Below are 17,884 nucleotides of genomic sequence, written 5' to 3'. Positions count from 1 at the left end.
AATGCTCAATCAAGAACTGGAACTCAGTTTAAACATGGCTTTCGCCAGAGCGCGCGAGCACCGTCATGAATTTATGACCGTCGAGCATCTGTTGCTGGCATTGCTTAGCAACCCGTCGGCCAGAGAGGCACTGGAAGCCTGTACGGTGGATATCGTGGCTCTGCGACAGGAACTCGAAGCCTTCATCGAACAAACCACGCCGGTGCTGCCAGCCAGTGAAGAGGAGCGTGATACTCAACCAACGCTCAGCTTTCAGCGCGTGTTGCAACGTGCGGTATTCCATGTCCAGTCATCCGGTCGCAGCGAAGTGGCAGGCGCGAACGTGCTGGTCGCCATTTTCAGCGAGCAGGAGTCTCAAGCGGCTTACCTGCTGCGCAAACACGAAGTCAGCCGCCTCGATGTGGTGAACTTCATCTCCCATGGTACGCGTAAAGATGAGCCGGGCCAGCCGCAGAACAATGCGGAGAATCCGGTTAACGAAGAGCAAGCAGGCGGGGAGGAACGTATGGAAAACTTCACCACCAATCTTAATCAGCTTGCTCGTGTCGGCGGAATCGACCCGCTGATCGGCCGCGATAAAGAGCTGGAGCGTGCCATTCAGGTATTGTGCCGTCGCCGTAAGAATAACCCGCTGCTGGTGGGTGAATCTGGCGTGGGTAAAACCGCGATTGCGGAAGGGCTGGCCTGGCGCATTGTGCAGGGCGATGTTCCAGAAGTGATGAAAGATTGCACCATCTACTCGCTGGATATCGGTTCGCTGCTTGCGGGTACCAAGTACCGTGGTGATTTTGAAAAACGTTTCAAAGCGCTGCTAAAACAGCTGGAACAAGACACCAGTAGCATCCTGTTTATCGATGAAATTCACACCATTATCGGTGCGGGTGCCGCTTCCGGTGGACAGGTGGATGCCGCTAACCTGATCAAACCGTTGCTCTCCAGCGGAAAAATCCGCGTGATGGGGTCAACCACCTATCAGGAGTTCAGCAACATCTTTGAGAAGGACCGTGCGCTGGCGCGTCGTTTCCAGAAGATCGACATTACCGAACCTTCTGTCGAAGAAACCGTGCAGATTCTTAACGGACTGAAACCGAAGTATGAAGCTCACCATGATGTGCGTTATACCGCGAAGGCAGTGCGTGCAGCCGTGGAACTGGCGGTGAAATACATCAACGATCGTCATCTGCCGGATAAGGCGATTGACGTGATAGATGAAGCGGGTGCGCGCGCGCGCCTGGTGCCGGTGAGTAAGCGTAAGAAAACGGTCAATGTATCTGATATTGAATCCGTGGTGGCACGTATTGCGCGTATCCCAGAGCAGAGTGTGTCAGCCACCGATCGCGACACGCTGAAAAATCTCGGCGATCGTCTGAAAATGCTGGTGTTTGGCCAGGATAACGCGATTGAAGCACTGACTGAAGCGATCAAGATGAGCCGTGCCGGTCTCGGTCAGGATCGTAAACCAGTGGGGTCATTCCTGTTTGCTGGTCCAACCGGCGTCGGTAAAACCGAGGTGACGGTTCAGCTGGCGAAGGCCCTGGGGATTGAGCTGCTGCGTTTCGATATGTCCGAGTATATGGAGCGCCACACCGTTAGCCGTTTGATCGGTGCACCTCCGGGATATGTTGGTTTCGATCAGGGTGGTTTGCTCACCGATGCGGTGATTAAGCATCCGCATGCGGTGGTGCTGTTGGATGAAATCGAGAAAGCGCACCCGGATGTCTTTAACCTGCTGCTGCAGGTGATGGATAACGGCATGCTGACCGATAACAACGGCCGCAAAGCGGACTTCCGCAATGTGGTGCTGGTGATGACCACCAACGCCGGTGTTCGCGAAACTGAGCGTAAGTCGATTGGTTTGATTCATCAGGACAACAGCACCGACGCGATGGAAGAGATCAAAAAGATCTTTACGCCTGAGTTCCGTAACCGTCTGGATAACATTATCTGGTTCCGTCATCTGGATACCGCGGTTATCCATCAGGTGGTGGATAAGTTCATCGTCGAGTTGCAAGCGCAACTGGATGCAAAAGGCGTCTCGCTGGAAGTCAGTGATGATGCTCGTGACTGGCTGGCGGATAAAGGTTACGACAAAGCGATGGGTGCCCGCCCAATGGCACGTGCCGTGCAGGAGAATCTGAAGAAACCACTGGCTAACGAACTGCTGTTTGGTTCATTAGTGGATGGCGGTTCAGTCTCGGTGGCGCTGGATAAAGAAAAAAACCAGCTGACCTACCATTTCCTGAGTGCGGAAAAACGGAAAACCGAAGGGACTGTGCACTGATGTGCTGAGTTGCAGATAAGAAAAGGCCGGATGAAAATCCGGCCTTTTTTTTCGCGCTCAGTTAATTGCCACAAACGCGAGATGTGGACAACAACTTAGCGACTACGGAAGACAATGCGGCCTTTGCTCAGGTCGTACGGGGTCAACTCGACAGTCACTTTGTCGCCCGTCAGGATGCGGATGTAGTTTTTGCGCATTTTACCGGAGATATGAGCGGTAACCACGTGCCCGTTTTCAAGTTCTACGCGGAACATGGTGTTAGGTAACGTATCCAGTACGGTACCTTGCATTTCAATATTGTCTTCTTTGGCCATCGAATCCTCTGGGGTGAACTACCAAACTGTTGAACCGGCAAGATAATGCCGAATTCCATGATTTATGTAAAGAACCGTTGGCGATTTTGCCAACGCTTCGCCGTGCGTCGCGCCATTGCGCGTGCATTACGGAAAAATTCGGGTGTTTTTATTGACGTCTGCGGGGGATTAGCGGGCTAAGAAGTTGTCGCAATTGGCATCAAGTGCACAACGGCAACAGCTTCGGGAAATGGATGAGATTCCCAACCTGGCAATTCCGGCTCGCCACAGCGAAGCGCGGACGACATACCAAACTCGCTTATTGTATCACTTTTGTCGGGAATTGTGTGCAAAACATCTGCGAGCAGGGTCAAAAAAGGGTTTGTGTTTGCCAGCAACCGCTTAAAACAGGCTGCCACGCCAGTGTTTGCACGTACTGTAAATAATCGACACGCGGGATTTCAACGGCGCCCAACGAAGCCGTATGTGGGTTAATCACCTGGCAATCAATCAAGCGTCCCTGATGAGCGAGAAAATGCTGAGAGAACACCCACAGCGCAGTTTTTGACGCATTTTCCTGGCGGCTAAACATCGACTCGCCACAAAAAATCTGCCCAAGCGCCAGACCATACATGCCGCCTACCAGCCGATTATCATTCCAGACTTCAATCGAATGCGCGTGACCCAGCTCGTACAAACGCAGCCAGGCGCGTTTCACCTCAAAGGTAATCCAGGTGCCTTCTTGTCTGCCGCTGGCACAGCCTTCCAGTACCTGCGGGAAAGCATGATTCATGGTAACGCGAAAAGGTGAACGGCGATGAAAACGCGCCATGCTGCGGCTGAGATGAAAAGATTCAGGAAGCATCACGGCACGCGGATCGGGCGACCACCATAGAATCGGATCGCCGGGCGAAAACCAGGGGAAAATGCCGCGCTGATAGGCGTTCATCAGTCGGGCAGGGGAGAGGTCGCCGCCCATCGCCAATAATCCATTCGGCTCGCGCAGCGCCATCTCCGGCGGAGGAAAATTTAATGAATCCCGTGAAAGTTGTACCAGTCTCATTGCGTCAATTACCCTTCGGGCTGCTCGCTAAGACTATAGCGCAAAGCGCTGGTGGAAACGCCAATAGCGTCCTGCTTTTGAGATTAATTCGTCATGCGTGCCCGACTCAATAATCTGTCCCTGGTCCATCACGCAAATACGATCCATCGTTGCCAGACCGCTGAGGCGATGGGTCACCATGATCACCGTCTTACCCTGACTGACCTGGCGCAACAGCGTCAATATCTGCTGTTCGGTGGTGGCGTCCAGGCCTTCGGTGGGCTCATCAAGCAACCATAGATCGCCGTTGTGCAACAGGGCGCGTGCAATGGCCAGGCGACGCAGTTCGCCTCCCGACAGCGGGCGGCCACCTTCACCCATCCATGCGTTGAGCCCTTCATCATGTTCCGCCAAATGGGTGAGTCCAACCTGATGCAGTGCTGCATTCAGTTGTTCATCACTGGCGGCAGGGTGTGCCAGCAGTAAATTATCGCGTAACGTCTGACTAAACAGATGCACGCGCTGCGTGACCACGCTGATACGTTGACGCAGACTTTTTTCGTCCCACTCAGCTAGGGGAATATTATTCAGTCGAATGTCACCCTGCTGCGCCTGCCAGCCGCGCGTGATCAGTGCCAGCAAACTGGATTTGCCGCAGCCGGTGGGGCCGAGCAGTGCCAGATGCTCACCGGTTCGCAGTGTCAGCGAGAAGTGCCTGAGTACCGGTTCCGGTCGCTGCGGATAGCTGAAAGTGATTTTTTCCAGCGTCAGGTTGATGCCCGAATCAGAAGGTGCAGTCGAAGAGGGAAAACGAATAAGAGGCTCTTGCTCAATGATCTCCCTTACGCGCTGTGCCGCGCCAGTCACCTGCGACAGCGGCAAAAAGGCGCCCGCTACCGGTGCCAGCGCTTCAAAAGCCGCCAGGCCGCAGAACACGAAGAGCGCGATGAATGCGCCTGGTGCACTATCGCCGCCCACGCCCGCCGCTGAAATCCACAGTAGCAAGACCACGGTTAAGCCGCTGATGAGCAGTAACAGGCTTTGCGCCAGCGCTTGCAGACTATGCTGACGCCGCTGCGCCTGCTGCCAGCTGAATTCTTCGGCATCCAGTTTGTGACGCCACCACGCCGCTGCGCCATAAATTTGCAATTCGGCGAGCCCGGTTACCCATTGCGTCAGTTGCAAACGCCAGCTGGCTTGATGCTGAGCGATGCGATGCCCGGCTGAGGTGCCTAATCGCCAGAACAGCGGTGGCATCAGGAGCAACGTCAGCAGCATCATCGTGCCCAGGAGTAGCGCCAGTGGCACATCTAACATCGCCAGGCCGCAAGTAACGACAATAATGACCACCGCGGCACCGACCAGTGGTGAAATCACACGCAGATAGAGATGGTCTAACGTATCGACATCACTGACAAAGCGGTTAAGCAGTTCGCCCTGTCTGAAACAGGCCAGTTGTTCGGGGGCCAGCGCGATCAGTTTGCTAAAGGTGAACACACGCAAATGCTGCAACACCCTGAAAGTGGCATCGTGACTGACTAAGCGTTCGAAGTAACGCGACGCAGTGCGAGTGATGGCCGCGCCACGCACCCCTGCTGCGGGCAACATATAGTTGAAACTGTAAAGGCCAGCCACGCCAGCCAGCGATGAGGCGGCAAGGAACCAGCCAGATAGGGTGAGCAAGCCGATACTGGCGAGCAAAGTCGCAATGGCTAACACGATGCCCAGACCTAAACGCCAGGGATGACGACGAAACAGACACAGAAACGGCAATAGTGGATTCATCAGACAATCTCCTGCTGGCGATGCTGCACCATGGCACGCAACGGCCCGTCCTGAGCAATCAGTTGTTGCCACTGCCCCTGCTGCACCAGTTGCCCGGATTGCATCACCCAAACTTCATCCCAACTGGCAAGATCGTGAAGTTGGTGGGTGATCATGAGGGTGGTTTGCTGTGTGGCTGCCTGGTTTAATGCGCGCAACACATGCTGTTCACTTTGGCTATCAAGACCTGAACCGGGCTCGTCCAGCAGCAGTAGTTGTGCCGGTTTCAACAGTGCACGCGCAACGGCGACGCGTTGTGCCTGGCCAACAGAAAGGCCCATTCCGCCATCGCCAATGGGGGTGTCGAGGCCTTGCGGTAAACGGGCGATAAACTCATCCACGCCCGCCTGTTGCAAAACGCTGCGCAGTGTTGCTTCATCCATGCTGCTGTTGTGAGACAGGTTTTCGCGCAACGTGGTCGCGGGCAAATGGGGATTTTGACCGACCCACGCCAGATGCTGCTGCCAGTTCTCACGGCTGATATCCCGCAGTTCATGCCCATTGACCCGCAGCGATCCCTGATAGGGCAGAAAGCCGAGCAACACGTTCATCAGTGCTGATTTACCTGCTCCACTCTGACCCACCAGCGCCACGCGTTTATTCGCCTCAAGCGTAAAATTCAGCGGCTGTGATAACGCTTCACCTTTGGCTGTCATCACCACCAAATCTTGTGCTTCAAGGCTTAAAGGGGTATCGAAAGCGACTGACAGGCTGGAGGCGGAAGCTGGGATTTCCGGACTTTCGTTAAGAAAACGATCCAGTGCATCTGCGCCCCCAACAGCTTGCGCTTTAGCGTGGTAAAAAGTACCCAGATCGCGCAGCGGCTGGAAAAACTCAGGCGCCAATATCAGTGCCAGGAATCCAGCAAACAAGGTCACGCCAGTGCCGTAATGACCAAAATTGAGTTCGCCAAGATAGGAGAAGCCGAAATAGACCGCGACCACGGCAATCGCCAGTGAGGCAAAGAATTCCAGCACTGCGGAAGAGAGAAAAGCAAGGCGCAGCACTTCCATGGTGCGCTGACGAAAATCCGTGGTGCTTTCAGCAATCGCCTGCTGTTCAGCGGCAGCCCTGTAGAATAGGCGCAAGGTTTCACGCCCGCGCAGGCGGTCATAAAAATCGCCGCTCAGACGTGCCAGTGCGAGGAAGTTGCGACGGTTTGCATCGGCGGCACCCATGCCGACCATCGCCATGAAAATCGGAATCAGCGGTGCGGTCGCGAGCAGGATCAATCCTGCAGCCCAGTTAATCGGGAAGATGGCTATCAGGATGGCGAAGGGAATAAAAACGGCCAGTGACATCTGTGGCAGATACCGCGCGTAATACTCTTGCATCTCTTCAATTTGCTCAAGCAGCAGCGTTGCCCAGCTTCCCGCTGGTTTGCCCTGAACCCAGGCAGGACCTAAATCATTCAGCTTATCCAGTACCTGTTTGCGCAGAGCGCGACGGATGGCAACGCCAGCACGGTAACCTGCCATTTCTCGTGCATAGTGCAGACCTGCGCGAAGAGCAAAGCACAACAGAAGCAGGATGAAATCAGTCAGCAGGGCACCGCGCGGTTGTTGGGCAACAATAAGATTCTGCAGCAGCGAGGCCAGCAACCAGGCTTGAGCAATAATCACCAGTGCACCAGCAAAACCGAATAGCGATGCGGCACGTAAACTTCGTGCGCCATGAAGACGTTGCTGGCGGAGCCAGCGAAGAAGATGTTGCTGCCGTGATTTTTCCATGCGAAGCCGTTTGATCACTGATGGAGAGAGGCAAAACCGGATAAAGTATCCGGAAATAGTAAGCGCATGAACTTTAGCATGCAGGCAATAAAAAAGGCGACCTAAACAGGTCGCCTCTTTGCAATTATGATCAGCTTATTAACAAGTTACAGATCGGGTTTAACAAGCCCGTCAAGATAGCGTTCTGCATCCAGCGCCGCCATACAGCCGGTGCCGGCAGAGGTGATCGCCTGGCGATAAATATGATCCATCACGTCACCCGCCGCAAACACGCCAGGAATGCTGGTCTGGGTCGCATTGCCCTGCAGACCGGACTGCACTTTGATATAGCCGTTTTCCAGCGCCAGCTGGCCGTCGAAAATGGCGGTATTCGGGCTATGACCAATCGCCACAAACAGCCCGGCAACATCCAGCGCTTCCGGCTCTTCACCTTTGGTGGAAAGCAGTTTCACACCGGTGACACCCATCTGATCGCCGACCACTTCTTCCAGTGTGCGATCGGTGTGCAGTACGATGTTGCCGTTGCGCACTTTATCCATCAGACGATCGATCAGAATTTTTTCCGCACGGAAGCTATCACGACGGTGAATCAAATGGACTTTCGCCGCGATATTTGCCAGGTAAAGGGCCTCTTCCACCGCGGTATTACCGCCACCAATCACCGCGACTTCTTGATTGCGATAAAAGAAACCGTCACAGGTCGCACAGGCGGAAACGCCTTTGCCTTTGAACGCTTCTTCAGAGGGCAGGCCGAGATAACGTGCGGAGGCGCCAGTAGCAATGATCAGCGCGTCAGCGGTGTATTCGCCACTGTCCCCCGTTAAACGGAACGGGCGATTCTGCAAATCTACCGTATGAATATGGTCGAAAATAATTTCGGTGTTGAATTTCTCGGCATGCTCTTGCATACGTTCCATCAACGCCGGGCCTGTCAGATCGTTCGGATCGCCTGGCCAATTCTCCACTTCAGTTGTGGTGGTGAGCTGACCGCCTTTTTCCAGCCCGGTAATCAATACCGGATTCAGGTTAGCGCGGGCGGCATAGACTGCCGCAGTATATCCGGCAGGGCCGGAGCCTAAAATGAGCAGCTTACTGTGTTTGGCCGTACTCATGCGTTCCTCAGTTTTTTGCGACAACATAGTTTTTGATTGTAGGGAAATTAGCGCAGCAAAAAAAGGTTTCAGCAATTTTGATAACAATCGCTGCAAGCGGCGTAGTCGATGAGTGCAAATTCTGCACGTCGATTGCGCCAAAAGGGGGCAATGCTCGGCAAATTCTGGTGCAGCAGCATTAAAATTCTCATTTAAAAACAGCAACCCAGAACTCTATCTGGCATCTTGTACTGAATTTGGATGTTTTACTTTGACAATCGCCTGCTGTTTTGCGAAAACATTACCAGAAGCGGAGAATATTTAGCGGTTCAAAACAGAATTTCATTTCTGTTTTGCACGTTTTTGCCGGATAAACTCAGTCTGACATTGGTAATGACGCATGATGTGGACAGACAACATGCGTCATACGGATGGAAGCATTACTGCACAGACTTATCGTCTTCACTTCAGTAAGGCCCTGAACAATGAGCGTTTTCAGGGTGTGGCAGGTAAAGGGAAGGAATTAAGAGAGACAATAATAATGGTAGACAATAAGAAACGCCCCGGAAAAGATCTGGACCGTATCGACAGAAACATTCTGAATGAACTGCAAAAAGACGGCCGTATTTCTAATGTTGAGCTTTCAAAACGTGTTGGCTTATCACCTACGCCGTGTCTTGAGCGTGTGCGTCGCCTGGAACGTCAGGGCTTCATTTTGGGTTACACCGCACAACTGAACCCACATTATCTGGATGCTTCTCTGCTGGTATTCGTTGAGATTACTCTGAATCGTGGTGCGCCAGATGTGTTTGAACAATTTAACGCCGCTGTGCAAAAACTTGAGGAAACTCAAGAGTGTCACCTCGTTTCCGGTGACTTTGACTACCTGTTGAAAACCCGTGTACCGGACATGTCCGCCTACCGTAAGCTTTTGGGTGAAACCTTGCTGCGCCTGCCGGGCGTTAACGACACCCGTACTTACGTGGTGATGGAAGAGGTCAAACAGAGCAATCGTCTGGTGATCAAAACCCGGTAATGCAGGGCAGGTGCAAAACTTGCAGGAATTCGGTACACTCCTGTGAATTCATACAGGACCAGCGTCGGGCTTGCCCGGCGCTGTTGCCTTCTTAATTTACAGGCACCTGGAGAGTTCTCTTGAGCCAGGAATATACAGAAGATAAAGACGTTTCGTTACAACCGCTGAGCAGTGGACGCAGGCTGCTGGAAGCGTTGCTCATCCTTGTGGCCCTGTTCGCCATCTATTTGATGGTGTCGCTGGTTAGCTTCAACCCTTCCGATCCCAGCTGGTCTCAGACCGCCTGGCATGAACCGATCCATAATTTGGGTGGTAGTGTCGGCGCATGGCTGGCGGATACGCTCTTATTCATTTTCGGCGTGATGGCGTATGCCATACCTCCGGTCATCATTGGTTTGTGCTGGATTACATTCCGTCAGCGCGATCGCCAGGATTACATCGATTACTTTGCGGTGGGCTTACGACTGATTGGCGTGCTGGCGCTGGTGGTGACCACTTGTGGTTTAGCCGCGCTGAACGTCGATGACATCTGGTACTTTGCTTCGGGCGGTGTGATTGGCAGCCTCGTCAGTAATGCGATGGCACCCTGGTTTAGTTCTGCCGGCGGTACTTTAACGCTGATCTGCGTCTGGGCGGCAGGCATAACCCTGTACACAGGCTGGTCGTGGCTGACGATCGCCGAAAAAATCGGGAGCGTGGTGATGGGCGTGCTGACCTTCGCCAGCAACCGCTCTCGTCATGACGAACCCTGGCAGGAAGAAGATGAGTACGAAGAAGAGGAAGAGCATGCCGAACATGCTGCGCCTCAACTGCGTGCTGCGCAATCGCATGATGACGATGATGACGTTCTACTGGCTAAGCCGCGTAAGGTGGCTGAGCCTATCGCCGAACAGCTGCCGGATGATCCTCTGCTAGCCAAAGCCAGTGCCGCGACAGCTGCAGCCATTGCTGTGACCGCCGAAGCAGCACACCAGGCGCCAGTTGTGCCTTCCCCCGTGTTCAATGCACCAGCCGAAGCGGCACCTGTTGTTCATACCCCGGAAGTGCGAGCGGCAGAAGCACCTGTTGCGGTACCTCCTGCGCCTGAACCGGTTATTCAACCCGCACCGCCGCTGTATCGCTTTGAAGTTCCGGGCGAACCTGCACCTTCAGCGTTTTCACCCGTTGATGAAGATGAAGGGCCACGCATGGGGAACTGGCAGGATGCCGCTCAATCATCTGCTTCTCTGAACACTGCGGCAGCCGCAGCAGTGGGGGCAGCTGCAGCGAAAACGGCTTCTGCGTATACACCCGCTTTCGATGTGGTGCCGGAGCGCGATTACAACCCGCAGGTGAAGCAGGGTATTGGCCCTGAATTGCCGCGTCCGAACAAAGTTAAACTGCCAACACGTCGTGAACTGGCTTCTTACGGCATTAAGTTGCCGTCACAGCGTATGGCTGAAGACAAAGCGCGAGAAGAAGCCGAACAGCAACTGCCTGAAATGACCGCGACCTATCATGAACCGTTACAGGATCATGAAGGGGATGCTGCGTTGCAGGAAGCCCAACTGCGTGAAGCGTTTGCGTCTCAGCAACAGCAGCGCTATGCAGAGACCGGACAGCATCAAGTCGAAGAAGATGAAGAGGCTTTACATCAGGCGCAGTTGGCTAATCAGTTTGCAGCTCAGCAGCAACAACGCTATCAGCAATCTGATACCAATGAAGGCCCAGTATTTAACCTTGATACTTCATCAGCCTTTGATTTTTCGCCGATGAAAGATTTGGTTGATGACGGCCCAAGCGAGCCATTGTTTACCATCGATGCCACGCCTGAGCCGGAAGCGCCTGCGCAATGGCAGCAGCCTGTCGCACCGCAACCTGAAGCGCCTTCGCAGTGGCAGCAGCCTGCCGCACCGCAATCTGGAGCACCTGCGCAGTGGCAACAACCTGCAGCACCGCAGCCGGAAGCCATGCCATCGCTGAATGAGCACAATAGCCCATGGTCATCGCCCGAGACCGAAAGCTATGCTGCGCCAGCAGAAGCGCCTCAACCGGTCGCACCTGCGCAAGATAGCCTGTTCCATCCGTTCCTGGTTCGTCATGAACGTCCGCTGGAAAAGCCTTCTACGCCGCTGCCGACGCTTGATTTGCTGACCTCTCCGCCTTCGGAAGAGGAACCTGTGGATATGTTCGCGCTTGAGCAGACAGCACGTCTGGTTGAAGCGCGTCTGGCCGATTATCGTGTGAAGGCTGAGGTGGTGGGCATCTCGCCTGGCCCGGTTATCACCCGCTTTGAGCTGGATCTTGCTCCTGGCGTGAAAGCCGCACGTATCTCTAACCTGTCGCGCGATTTGGCCCGTTCGCTCTCTGCCGTCGCGGTGCGTGTGGTGGAAGTGATTCCAGGCAAACCTTACGTCGGCCTGGAATTACCGAACAAACATCGCCAAACCGTGTATCTGCGCGAAGTGCTTGATTGCGACAAGTTCCGTGATAACCCGTCACCGCTGTCAGTGGTGCTGGGGAAAGACATTTCGGGCCAGCCGGTGGTGGCCGATCTGGCGAAGATGCCGCACCTGCTGGTTGCCGGTACGACCGGTTCCGGTAAGTCGGTTGGTGTGAACACCATGATCATCAGCATGCTGTATAAAGCCACACCAGAAGAAGTGCGCTTTATCATGATCGACCCGAAAATGCTGGAGCTCTCCGTCTACGAAGGCATTCCGCATTTGCTGACTGAGGTGGTCACCGACATGAAAGATGCAGCGAACGCGCTGCGCTGGAGTGTGGGTGAGATGGAACGCCGCTATAAACTGATGTCTGCGCTGGGCGTGCGTAATCTTGCCGGTTACAACGAGAAAATTGAGCAGGCTGCTGCCATGGGGCGTCCAATTCCAGACCCGTTCTGGAAGCCGGGTGACAGCATGGACACTACGCCGCCAGTGCTGGAAAAACTGCCGTATATCGTGGTGTTGGTCGATGAATTCGCCGATCTGATGATGGCGGTGGGCAAGAAAGTTGAAGAGTTGATTGCTCGCCTGGCACAGAAAGCGCGTGCGGCGGGTATTCACCTGGTGCTGGCAACCCAGCGTCCGTCGGTGGATGTGATTACCGGCTTGATCAAAGCCAACATCCCAACGCGTATCGCCTTTACGGTGTCCAGTAAAATTGACTCACGCACCATTCTTGATCAAGGCGGCGCGGAATCACTGCTGGGAATGGGTGACATGCTTTATATGCCGCCTAACTCCTCAATGCCGGTGCGTGTCCACGGTGCCTTCGTGCGCGATCAGGAAGTGCATGCGGTGGTGCAGGACTGGAAAGCACGTGGACGTCCGCAATACATCGACAGCATTACCGCGGGTGAAGAGAGCGAGAGCACAGCGGGCGGTCTTGATGGTGATGAAGAGCTTGATCCGCTGTTCGATCAGGCGGTCTCATTTGTGGTCGAGAAACGTCGCGCCTCTATCTCCGGTGTTCAGCGTCAGTTCCGTATTGGTTACAACCGTGCAGCGCGCATCATTGAACAGATGGAAGCGCAGGGTATTGTCTCTGAACCGGGCCATAATGGTAACCGCGAGGTGCTATCACCGCCGCCGCATGAGATGTAATCTAGCGCACGCCATGACTTACTTCTGGGCCAGTTAACACTGGCCCGTTGTTTATCTGCAGAACGATCCCCATATCGTTGGGAGCTTTCGGCTTTTTCTTCTGTCGAACAGACAGAGCGGCAACTACGTTTAATGCAGTAAGTGTCGGGAAACCATGAATAAGGAATCGAATCAGATGAAATTACGCGTTATTGCCTGCGGCCTGCTGGCCGGTTTTGTTTCTTCGTCGGTATTGGCGGATGCGTCGAGCGATTTGCAGCAGCGTCTGAACAAAGTGAACAGCTTCCATGCCAGCTTTAGCCAGAAAGTGACAGATGGCAGCGGTGCAAATGTGCAGGATGGTGAAGGTGAGCTGTGGGTTAAACGCCCAAGCCTATTCAACTGGCATATGACCGCGCCAGACGAAAGCGTGATTATCTCCGACGGTAAAAACCTGTGGTTCTATAATCCGTTTGTCGAGCAAGCCAGCGTTAGCCTGCTGCAGAACGCCACCAGCAATACGCCATTCATGCTGATTGCCCGAAATCAGCCAAGCGACTGGCAGCAGTACAACATCAAGCAGCAGGGTGATAATTTCGAACTGACGCCAAAAAGCAGCGATGGCAACCTGAAGCAATTCACCATCAACGTCTCTGCATCCGGAACCATCAACAAATTCAGTGCGATTGAGCAAGATGGTCAACACAGTGATTATCAGCTGAAAAGCCAGAAAAACGGTGCGATTAGCCCAGATAAGTTCACCTTTACACCGCCAAAAGGGGTAACGGTGGACGATCAACGTCAGTGAGGTCGCGGTGAGTAACCTGTCCCTGGATTTCGCCACTTCAAATGAGTTTCAGCCGCTGGCCGCGCGTATGCGGCCAACCACATTGCAGCAGTATATCGGGCAACAGCATCTGCTGGCGGCGGGTAAACCGCTGCCGCGCGCGATTGAAGCCGGGCATTTGCACTCAATGATTTTGTGGGGGCCGCCAGGAACAGGGAAAACAACACTGGCAGAGATCATTGCGCACTATGGCAAGGCGGATGTCGAGCGAATTTCTGCCGTGACATCCGGCGTGAAAGAGATCCGTGAAGCCATCGAGCGCGCGCGGCAGAATCGTCAACTGGGCCGCCGTACCATCCTGTTTGTGGATGAGGTTCATCGTTTTAATAAAAGCCAGCAGGATGCATTCCTGCCCCATATTGAAGATGGCACCATTACCTTTATCGGTGCGACCACCGAGAATCCATCGTTTGAACTCAACTCGGCACTGCTATCGCGTGCTCGTGTCTATCTGCTGAAATCGCTCACCACGGAAGATATTGAACAGGTGCTCACCCAGGCGATGGAGGATAGTGCGCGGGGTTACGGTAACAGCGACATTTTGCTCCCAGAAAACACCCGGCGCATGATTGCTGAGTTGGTTAACGGCGATGCACGTCGTGCGCTGAATACGCTGGAAATGATGGCGGATATGGCAGAGAGCAACGCGCAAGGTCAGCGTGAGCTGACGCCACAGCTGCTGAATGAAGTCTCGGGAGAAAGGGCGGCGCGTTTTGATAATAAAGGCGATCGTTTCTACGATCTGATTTCGGCGCTGCATAAATCCGTGCGCGGTTCGGCGCCAGATGCCGCTCTCTACTGGTATGCCCGCATCATCACGGCCGGGGGTGATCCGCTGTATGTTGCACGCCGTTTACTGGCGATCGCTTCGGAAGATGTGGGCAACGCCGATCCACGCGGTATGCAGGTGGCTATTTCGGCTTGGGACTGTTTCACTCGCGTCGGGCCTGCAGAAGGTGAGCGCGCCATCGCACAGGCGATCGTCTATCTGGCCTGCGCGCCCAAAAGTAATGCGGTTTACACGGCGTTCAAGGCGGCCATGCGCGACGCACGAGAATTCCCGGATTATGATGTGCCAGAGCACCTGCGCAATGCGCCCACCAAATTAATGAAAGAGATGGGGCTGGGCAAAGAGTATCGTTATGCACATGACGAACCCAATGCTTACGCGGCAGGAGAGGTGTTCTTCCCGCCTGAAATGGCGCAAACGCGCTACTATCAACCCACCAATCGGGGGCTTGAAGGGAAAATCGGCGAAAAACTCGCCTGGTTGGCTGAACAGGATCAAAATAGCCCGATAAAACGCTACCGCTGATAAACGCCTTACGGTAAGGTGAGCAAGTATTTCAATGCATTCCAGTGGGATGCATCCCTTCATTCGTTCAACCAACCTTAATTACACAGGATAAGCATGCTCGATCCCAATCTGCTGCGTAATGAGCCAGACGCAGTCGCTGAAAAACTGGCACGCCGAGGATTCAAACTGGATGTGGAAACGCTGCGTTCGCTCGAAGAGCGTCGTAAAGTACTGCAGGTAGAAACTGAAAATCTGCAGGCAGAGCGTAACTCCCGATCCAAATCCATCGGTCAGGCCAAAGCGCGTGGGGAAGACATCGAGCCACTGCGTCAGGAAGTGAACGTGCTGGGCGAACGCCTGGATGCGGCGAAGGTTGAGCTGGATACACTGCAAAACACCATCCGCGATTTTGCCCTCTCGCTGCCTAACCTGCCGGTCGATGAAGTGCCGCTGGGTAAAGACGATAGCGAGAATCAGGAAGTCAGCCGCTGGGGCCAGCCGCGCCAGTTCGATTTCCCGGTAAAAGACCACGTTGAGCTGGGTGAAGCGGTTAAAGGGCTGGATTTTGCCGCTGCAGTGAAACTGACCGGTTCACGTTTCATCGTGATGCAGGGGCAGATCGCTCGCCTGCATCGTGCGCTCAGCCAGTTCATGATTGATCTGCACACTCAACAGCACGGTTATCTGGAAACCTACGTGCCGTATCTGGTCAACCATGAGACGCTGTTTGGTACGGGCCAATTACCTAAGTTTGGTGAAGACTTGTTCCACACCAAGCCTTTGGGTGAAGAAGCGGGCAGCAGCAACTACGCACTGATCCCGACGGCGGAAGTGCCGCTGACCAACCTGGTGCGTGATGAGATCGTGGAAGAAGAAAATCTGCCGATAAAACTCACCGCGCACACGCCGTGCTTCCGCTCTGAAGCAGGTTCTTACGGACGCGACACGCGTGGTCTGATTCGTATGCACCAGTTCGACAAAGTTGAGATGGTGCACATTGTTGCGCCTGAGACTTCAATGGACGCACTGGAAGAGTTGGTTGGTCATGCTGAGAAAGTCCTGCAGTTGCTGAACCTGCCGTACCGTAAGGTGCTGCTGTGTACTGGTGATATGGGCTTTGGTTCCGCCAAAACCTACGATCTGGAAGTGTGGCTGCCGGCGCAGGATACCTATCGTGAGATCTCTTCTTGTTCCAACATGTGGGATTTCCAGGCGCGTCGCATGCAGGCTCGCTGCCGCAGTAAAACCGACAAGAAGCCTCGCCTGGTGCACACACTGAACGGTTCAGGCCTGGCAGTTGGACGTACATTGGTGGCGGTGCTGGAAAACTACCAGCAGGCTGACGGCCGTATCGAAGTACCAGAAGTGCTGCGTCCCTATATGGGCGGATTGGAAATCATTGGTTAATCGCTGGTTTCCGACAATAAAACCCGGCAATGCCGGGTTTTTTATTTTCAGGATCGAGCGATTATTTTTAGTAAGAATTAATCAGAAATAAACGTTATCGTCAGTAGACTCGCTTAAAACACTAAAATCCATAAATTCATGCAGATAGCAATGAGTTATGGTGATGATATATCTCCTCTAAGCTGCTGAAGATAAAAATAATAAATTGTTCAGCAGCAAATTGTGCTGTGGTGATTTTTTGCCCGTTGACTTTAAAATAGCGAATGGCAAACTGCGCGCAATTATCTTCATTTCTTTGGTTTTTAATCCCTATGTCTACCTGGTCACGCCCCGTCGTGTTGCTGCTCTGCGGCTTAATGCTCATGACGGTGTCTATTGCTGTGCTTAATACGCTGGTACCGCTTTGGCTTACTCACGATCAACTGCCGACATGGCAGGTGGGTATGGCCAGCTCAGCCTATTACACCGGGAATCTGCTGGGGACATTGCTGGCGGGCTGGTTAATCAACCGCTATTGCTTTAATCGCTGTTTCTATCTGGCCAGCGCCCTGTTTGCCGTCGCAACTATGGGAATGGTGTTGTTAGAAGGCTTCTACAGCTGGACTGCGCTGCGTTTTGTTGCGGGTGTTGGTTGCGCGCTGATCTGGGTGGTGGTGGAGAGTGCGTTGCTGTGCAGCGGTACAGTGCGTAATCGCGGTCAGTTGTTGGCTGCCTATATGATCATCTACTATCTCGGCACGGTAGCGGGTCAGTTGCTGGTGAGTCGCGTTTCGACTGAACTCCTGCAGGTGATCCCATGGGTTACCGCGCTGATCGTCTGTGCCGTGCTGCCGGTGGTCTTCCTGCGTGTTAATGCCAGCTCCGCGACTGAAGAGGCTTCTACCGGTCGCATCTGGACCATGTTGCGCCGTCGCAGCTCACGTCTGGGCATCAACGGCTGCATCATTTCCGGTATCGTACTGGGTTCACTGTATGGTCTGATGCCGTTGTATCTGTCTCATCGGGGAATGAGTGATGCCAACGTCGGATACTGGATGGCGCTGCTGGTGAGTTCGGGCATTGTCGGCCAGTGGCCGGTGGGCCGTCTAGCCGACCGCTTTGGGCGCCTGATGGTGTTGCGCGTTCAGGTGTTTGTGGTGATTCTGGGTGCCATCGCCATGTTAGGCGATACTGCTATGGCGCCTGCACTGTTTGTTTTGGGGCTGGCTGGCTTCACGCTCTATCCAGTGGCGATGTCCTGGGCATGTGAAACCGTTGCGCACCATGAGCTGGTTGCCATGAATCAGGCGCTACTGTTCAGCTACACCATTGGCAGTCTGGTCGGGCCGGGCATGACATCAATGCTGATGCAGAATTACTCTGACCGTTTGCTGTTTGTGATGATTGCGGCCGTCGCGTTAGTGTATCTGGTGATGCTGCTGCGTAAGGCCGATCAGCACGCCACGCCAATTGCACACGCTTAATATCTGA

At 54.0% G+C, this 17,884-nt stretch carries 13 protein-coding genes; 7 read left to right on the top strand and 6 right to left on the bottom strand.

The genetic code is table 11. The features are described 5' to 3' along the window. Position 1: 1 nt before the first annotated feature. Entirely contained in the window at positions 2 to 2,281 is a 2,280-nt protein-coding gene (gene clpA, locus AC1MDE_RS09200; protein WP_058961793.1) for an ATP-dependent Clp protease ATP-binding subunit ClpA, read from the top strand. A 95-nt stretch (positions 2,282 to 2,376) separates the two neighbouring features. Here clpA and infA read toward each other — a convergent pair whose 3' ends face one another. The 5 genes from infA to trxB form a co-directional block, all read right to left on the bottom strand. Further along, a complete protein-coding gene (gene infA / locus AC1MDE_RS09195) occupies positions 2,377 to 2,595 on the bottom strand; it encodes a translation initiation factor IF-1 (RefSeq protein ID WP_002211347.1) in 219 nt (72 codons plus the stop codon). Positions 2,596 to 2,944: 349 nt separating this feature from the next. Then, positions 2,945 to 3,637 (bottom strand): leucyl/phenylalanyl-tRNA--protein transferase, encoded by a 693-nt coding sequence (aat, locus tag AC1MDE_RS09190; RefSeq protein ID WP_058961792.1) that lies wholly within the window; start codon positions 3,635 to 3,637, stop codon positions 2,945 to 2,947. Between the two features lie 33 nt (positions 3,638 to 3,670). Further along, positions 3,671 to 5,401 carry a heme ABC transporter ATP-binding protein/permease CydC gene (cydC, locus tag AC1MDE_RS09185; protein ID WP_058961791.1) on the bottom strand — a complete coding sequence of 577 codons (1,731 nt, stop codon included), beginning with the start codon at positions 5,399 to 5,401 and terminating at the stop codon, positions 3,671 to 3,673. Further along, positions 5,401 to 7,170, bottom strand: coding sequence for a heme ABC transporter permease/ATP-binding protein CydD (gene cydD / locus AC1MDE_RS09180; protein WP_480344500.1), 1,770 nt, complete (start codon positions 7,168 to 7,170; stop codon positions 5,401 to 5,403). The genes cydC and cydD overlap by 1 nt, the downstream gene beginning before the upstream one ends. Before the next feature lie 146 nt (positions 7,171 to 7,316). Continuing rightward, positions 7,317 to 8,282, bottom strand: a complete 966-nt coding sequence (trxB, locus tag AC1MDE_RS09175; protein ID WP_480344499.1) for a thioredoxin-disulfide reductase — start codon at positions 8,280 to 8,282, stop codon at positions 7,317 to 7,319. 520 nt (positions 8,283 to 8,802) lie between these two features. Between trxB and lrp the strand changes: the two genes are divergently transcribed. From lrp to serS, 5 genes are all read left to right on the top strand, one after another. Then, positions 8,803 to 9,297, top strand: coding sequence for a leucine-responsive transcriptional regulator Lrp (gene lrp, locus AC1MDE_RS09170; RefSeq protein WP_006118610.1), 495 nt, complete (start codon positions 8,803 to 8,805; stop codon positions 9,295 to 9,297). A 119-nt stretch (positions 9,298 to 9,416) separates the two neighbouring features. Continuing rightward, positions 9,417 to 12,884, top strand: coding sequence for a DNA translocase FtsK 4TM domain-containing protein (locus AC1MDE_RS09165; protein WP_480344498.1), 3,468 nt, complete (start codon positions 9,417 to 9,419; stop codon positions 12,882 to 12,884). A gap of 175 nt (positions 12,885 to 13,059) precedes the next feature. After that, entirely contained in the window at positions 13,060 to 13,671 is a 612-nt protein-coding gene (lolA, locus tag AC1MDE_RS09160) for an outer membrane lipoprotein periplasmic chaperone LolA (RefSeq protein WP_034820613.1), read from the top strand. A 7-nt stretch (positions 13,672 to 13,678) separates the two neighbouring features. Beyond that, on the top strand, positions 13,679 to 15,025 hold the full coding sequence (locus tag AC1MDE_RS09155) for a replication-associated recombination protein A (protein ID WP_058961787.1): 1,347 nt from the start codon (positions 13,679 to 13,681) through the stop codon (positions 15,023 to 15,025). Between the two features lie 96 nt (positions 15,026 to 15,121). Continuing rightward, a complete protein-coding gene (gene serS, locus AC1MDE_RS09150) occupies positions 15,122 to 16,414 on the top strand; it encodes a serine--tRNA ligase (protein WP_058961786.1) in 1,293 nt (430 codons plus the stop codon). Between the two features lie 136 nt (positions 16,415 to 16,550). On the opposite strand, the gene AC1MDE_RS09145 is transcribed toward serS, so the two are convergent. After that, the gene (locus AC1MDE_RS09145) at positions 16,551 to 16,778 is read right to left on the bottom strand and encodes a hypothetical protein (protein WP_167347135.1); all 228 of its coding nucleotides are present in this window, start codon (positions 16,776 to 16,778) and stop codon (positions 16,551 to 16,553) included. Between AC1MDE_RS09145 and AC1MDE_RS09140 the strand changes: the two genes are divergently transcribed. Further along, a complete protein-coding gene (locus AC1MDE_RS09140; RefSeq protein WP_480344497.1) occupies positions 16,726 to 17,877 on the top strand; it encodes an MFS transporter in 1,152 nt (383 codons plus the stop codon). The genes AC1MDE_RS09145 and AC1MDE_RS09140 overlap by 53 nt on opposite strands. Positions 17,878 to 17,884 lie beyond the last annotated feature (7 nt).

This window comes from Pantoea folii, assembly GCF_056678875.1.
This window is presented reverse-complemented; position numbering and strand designations above follow the sequence as displayed.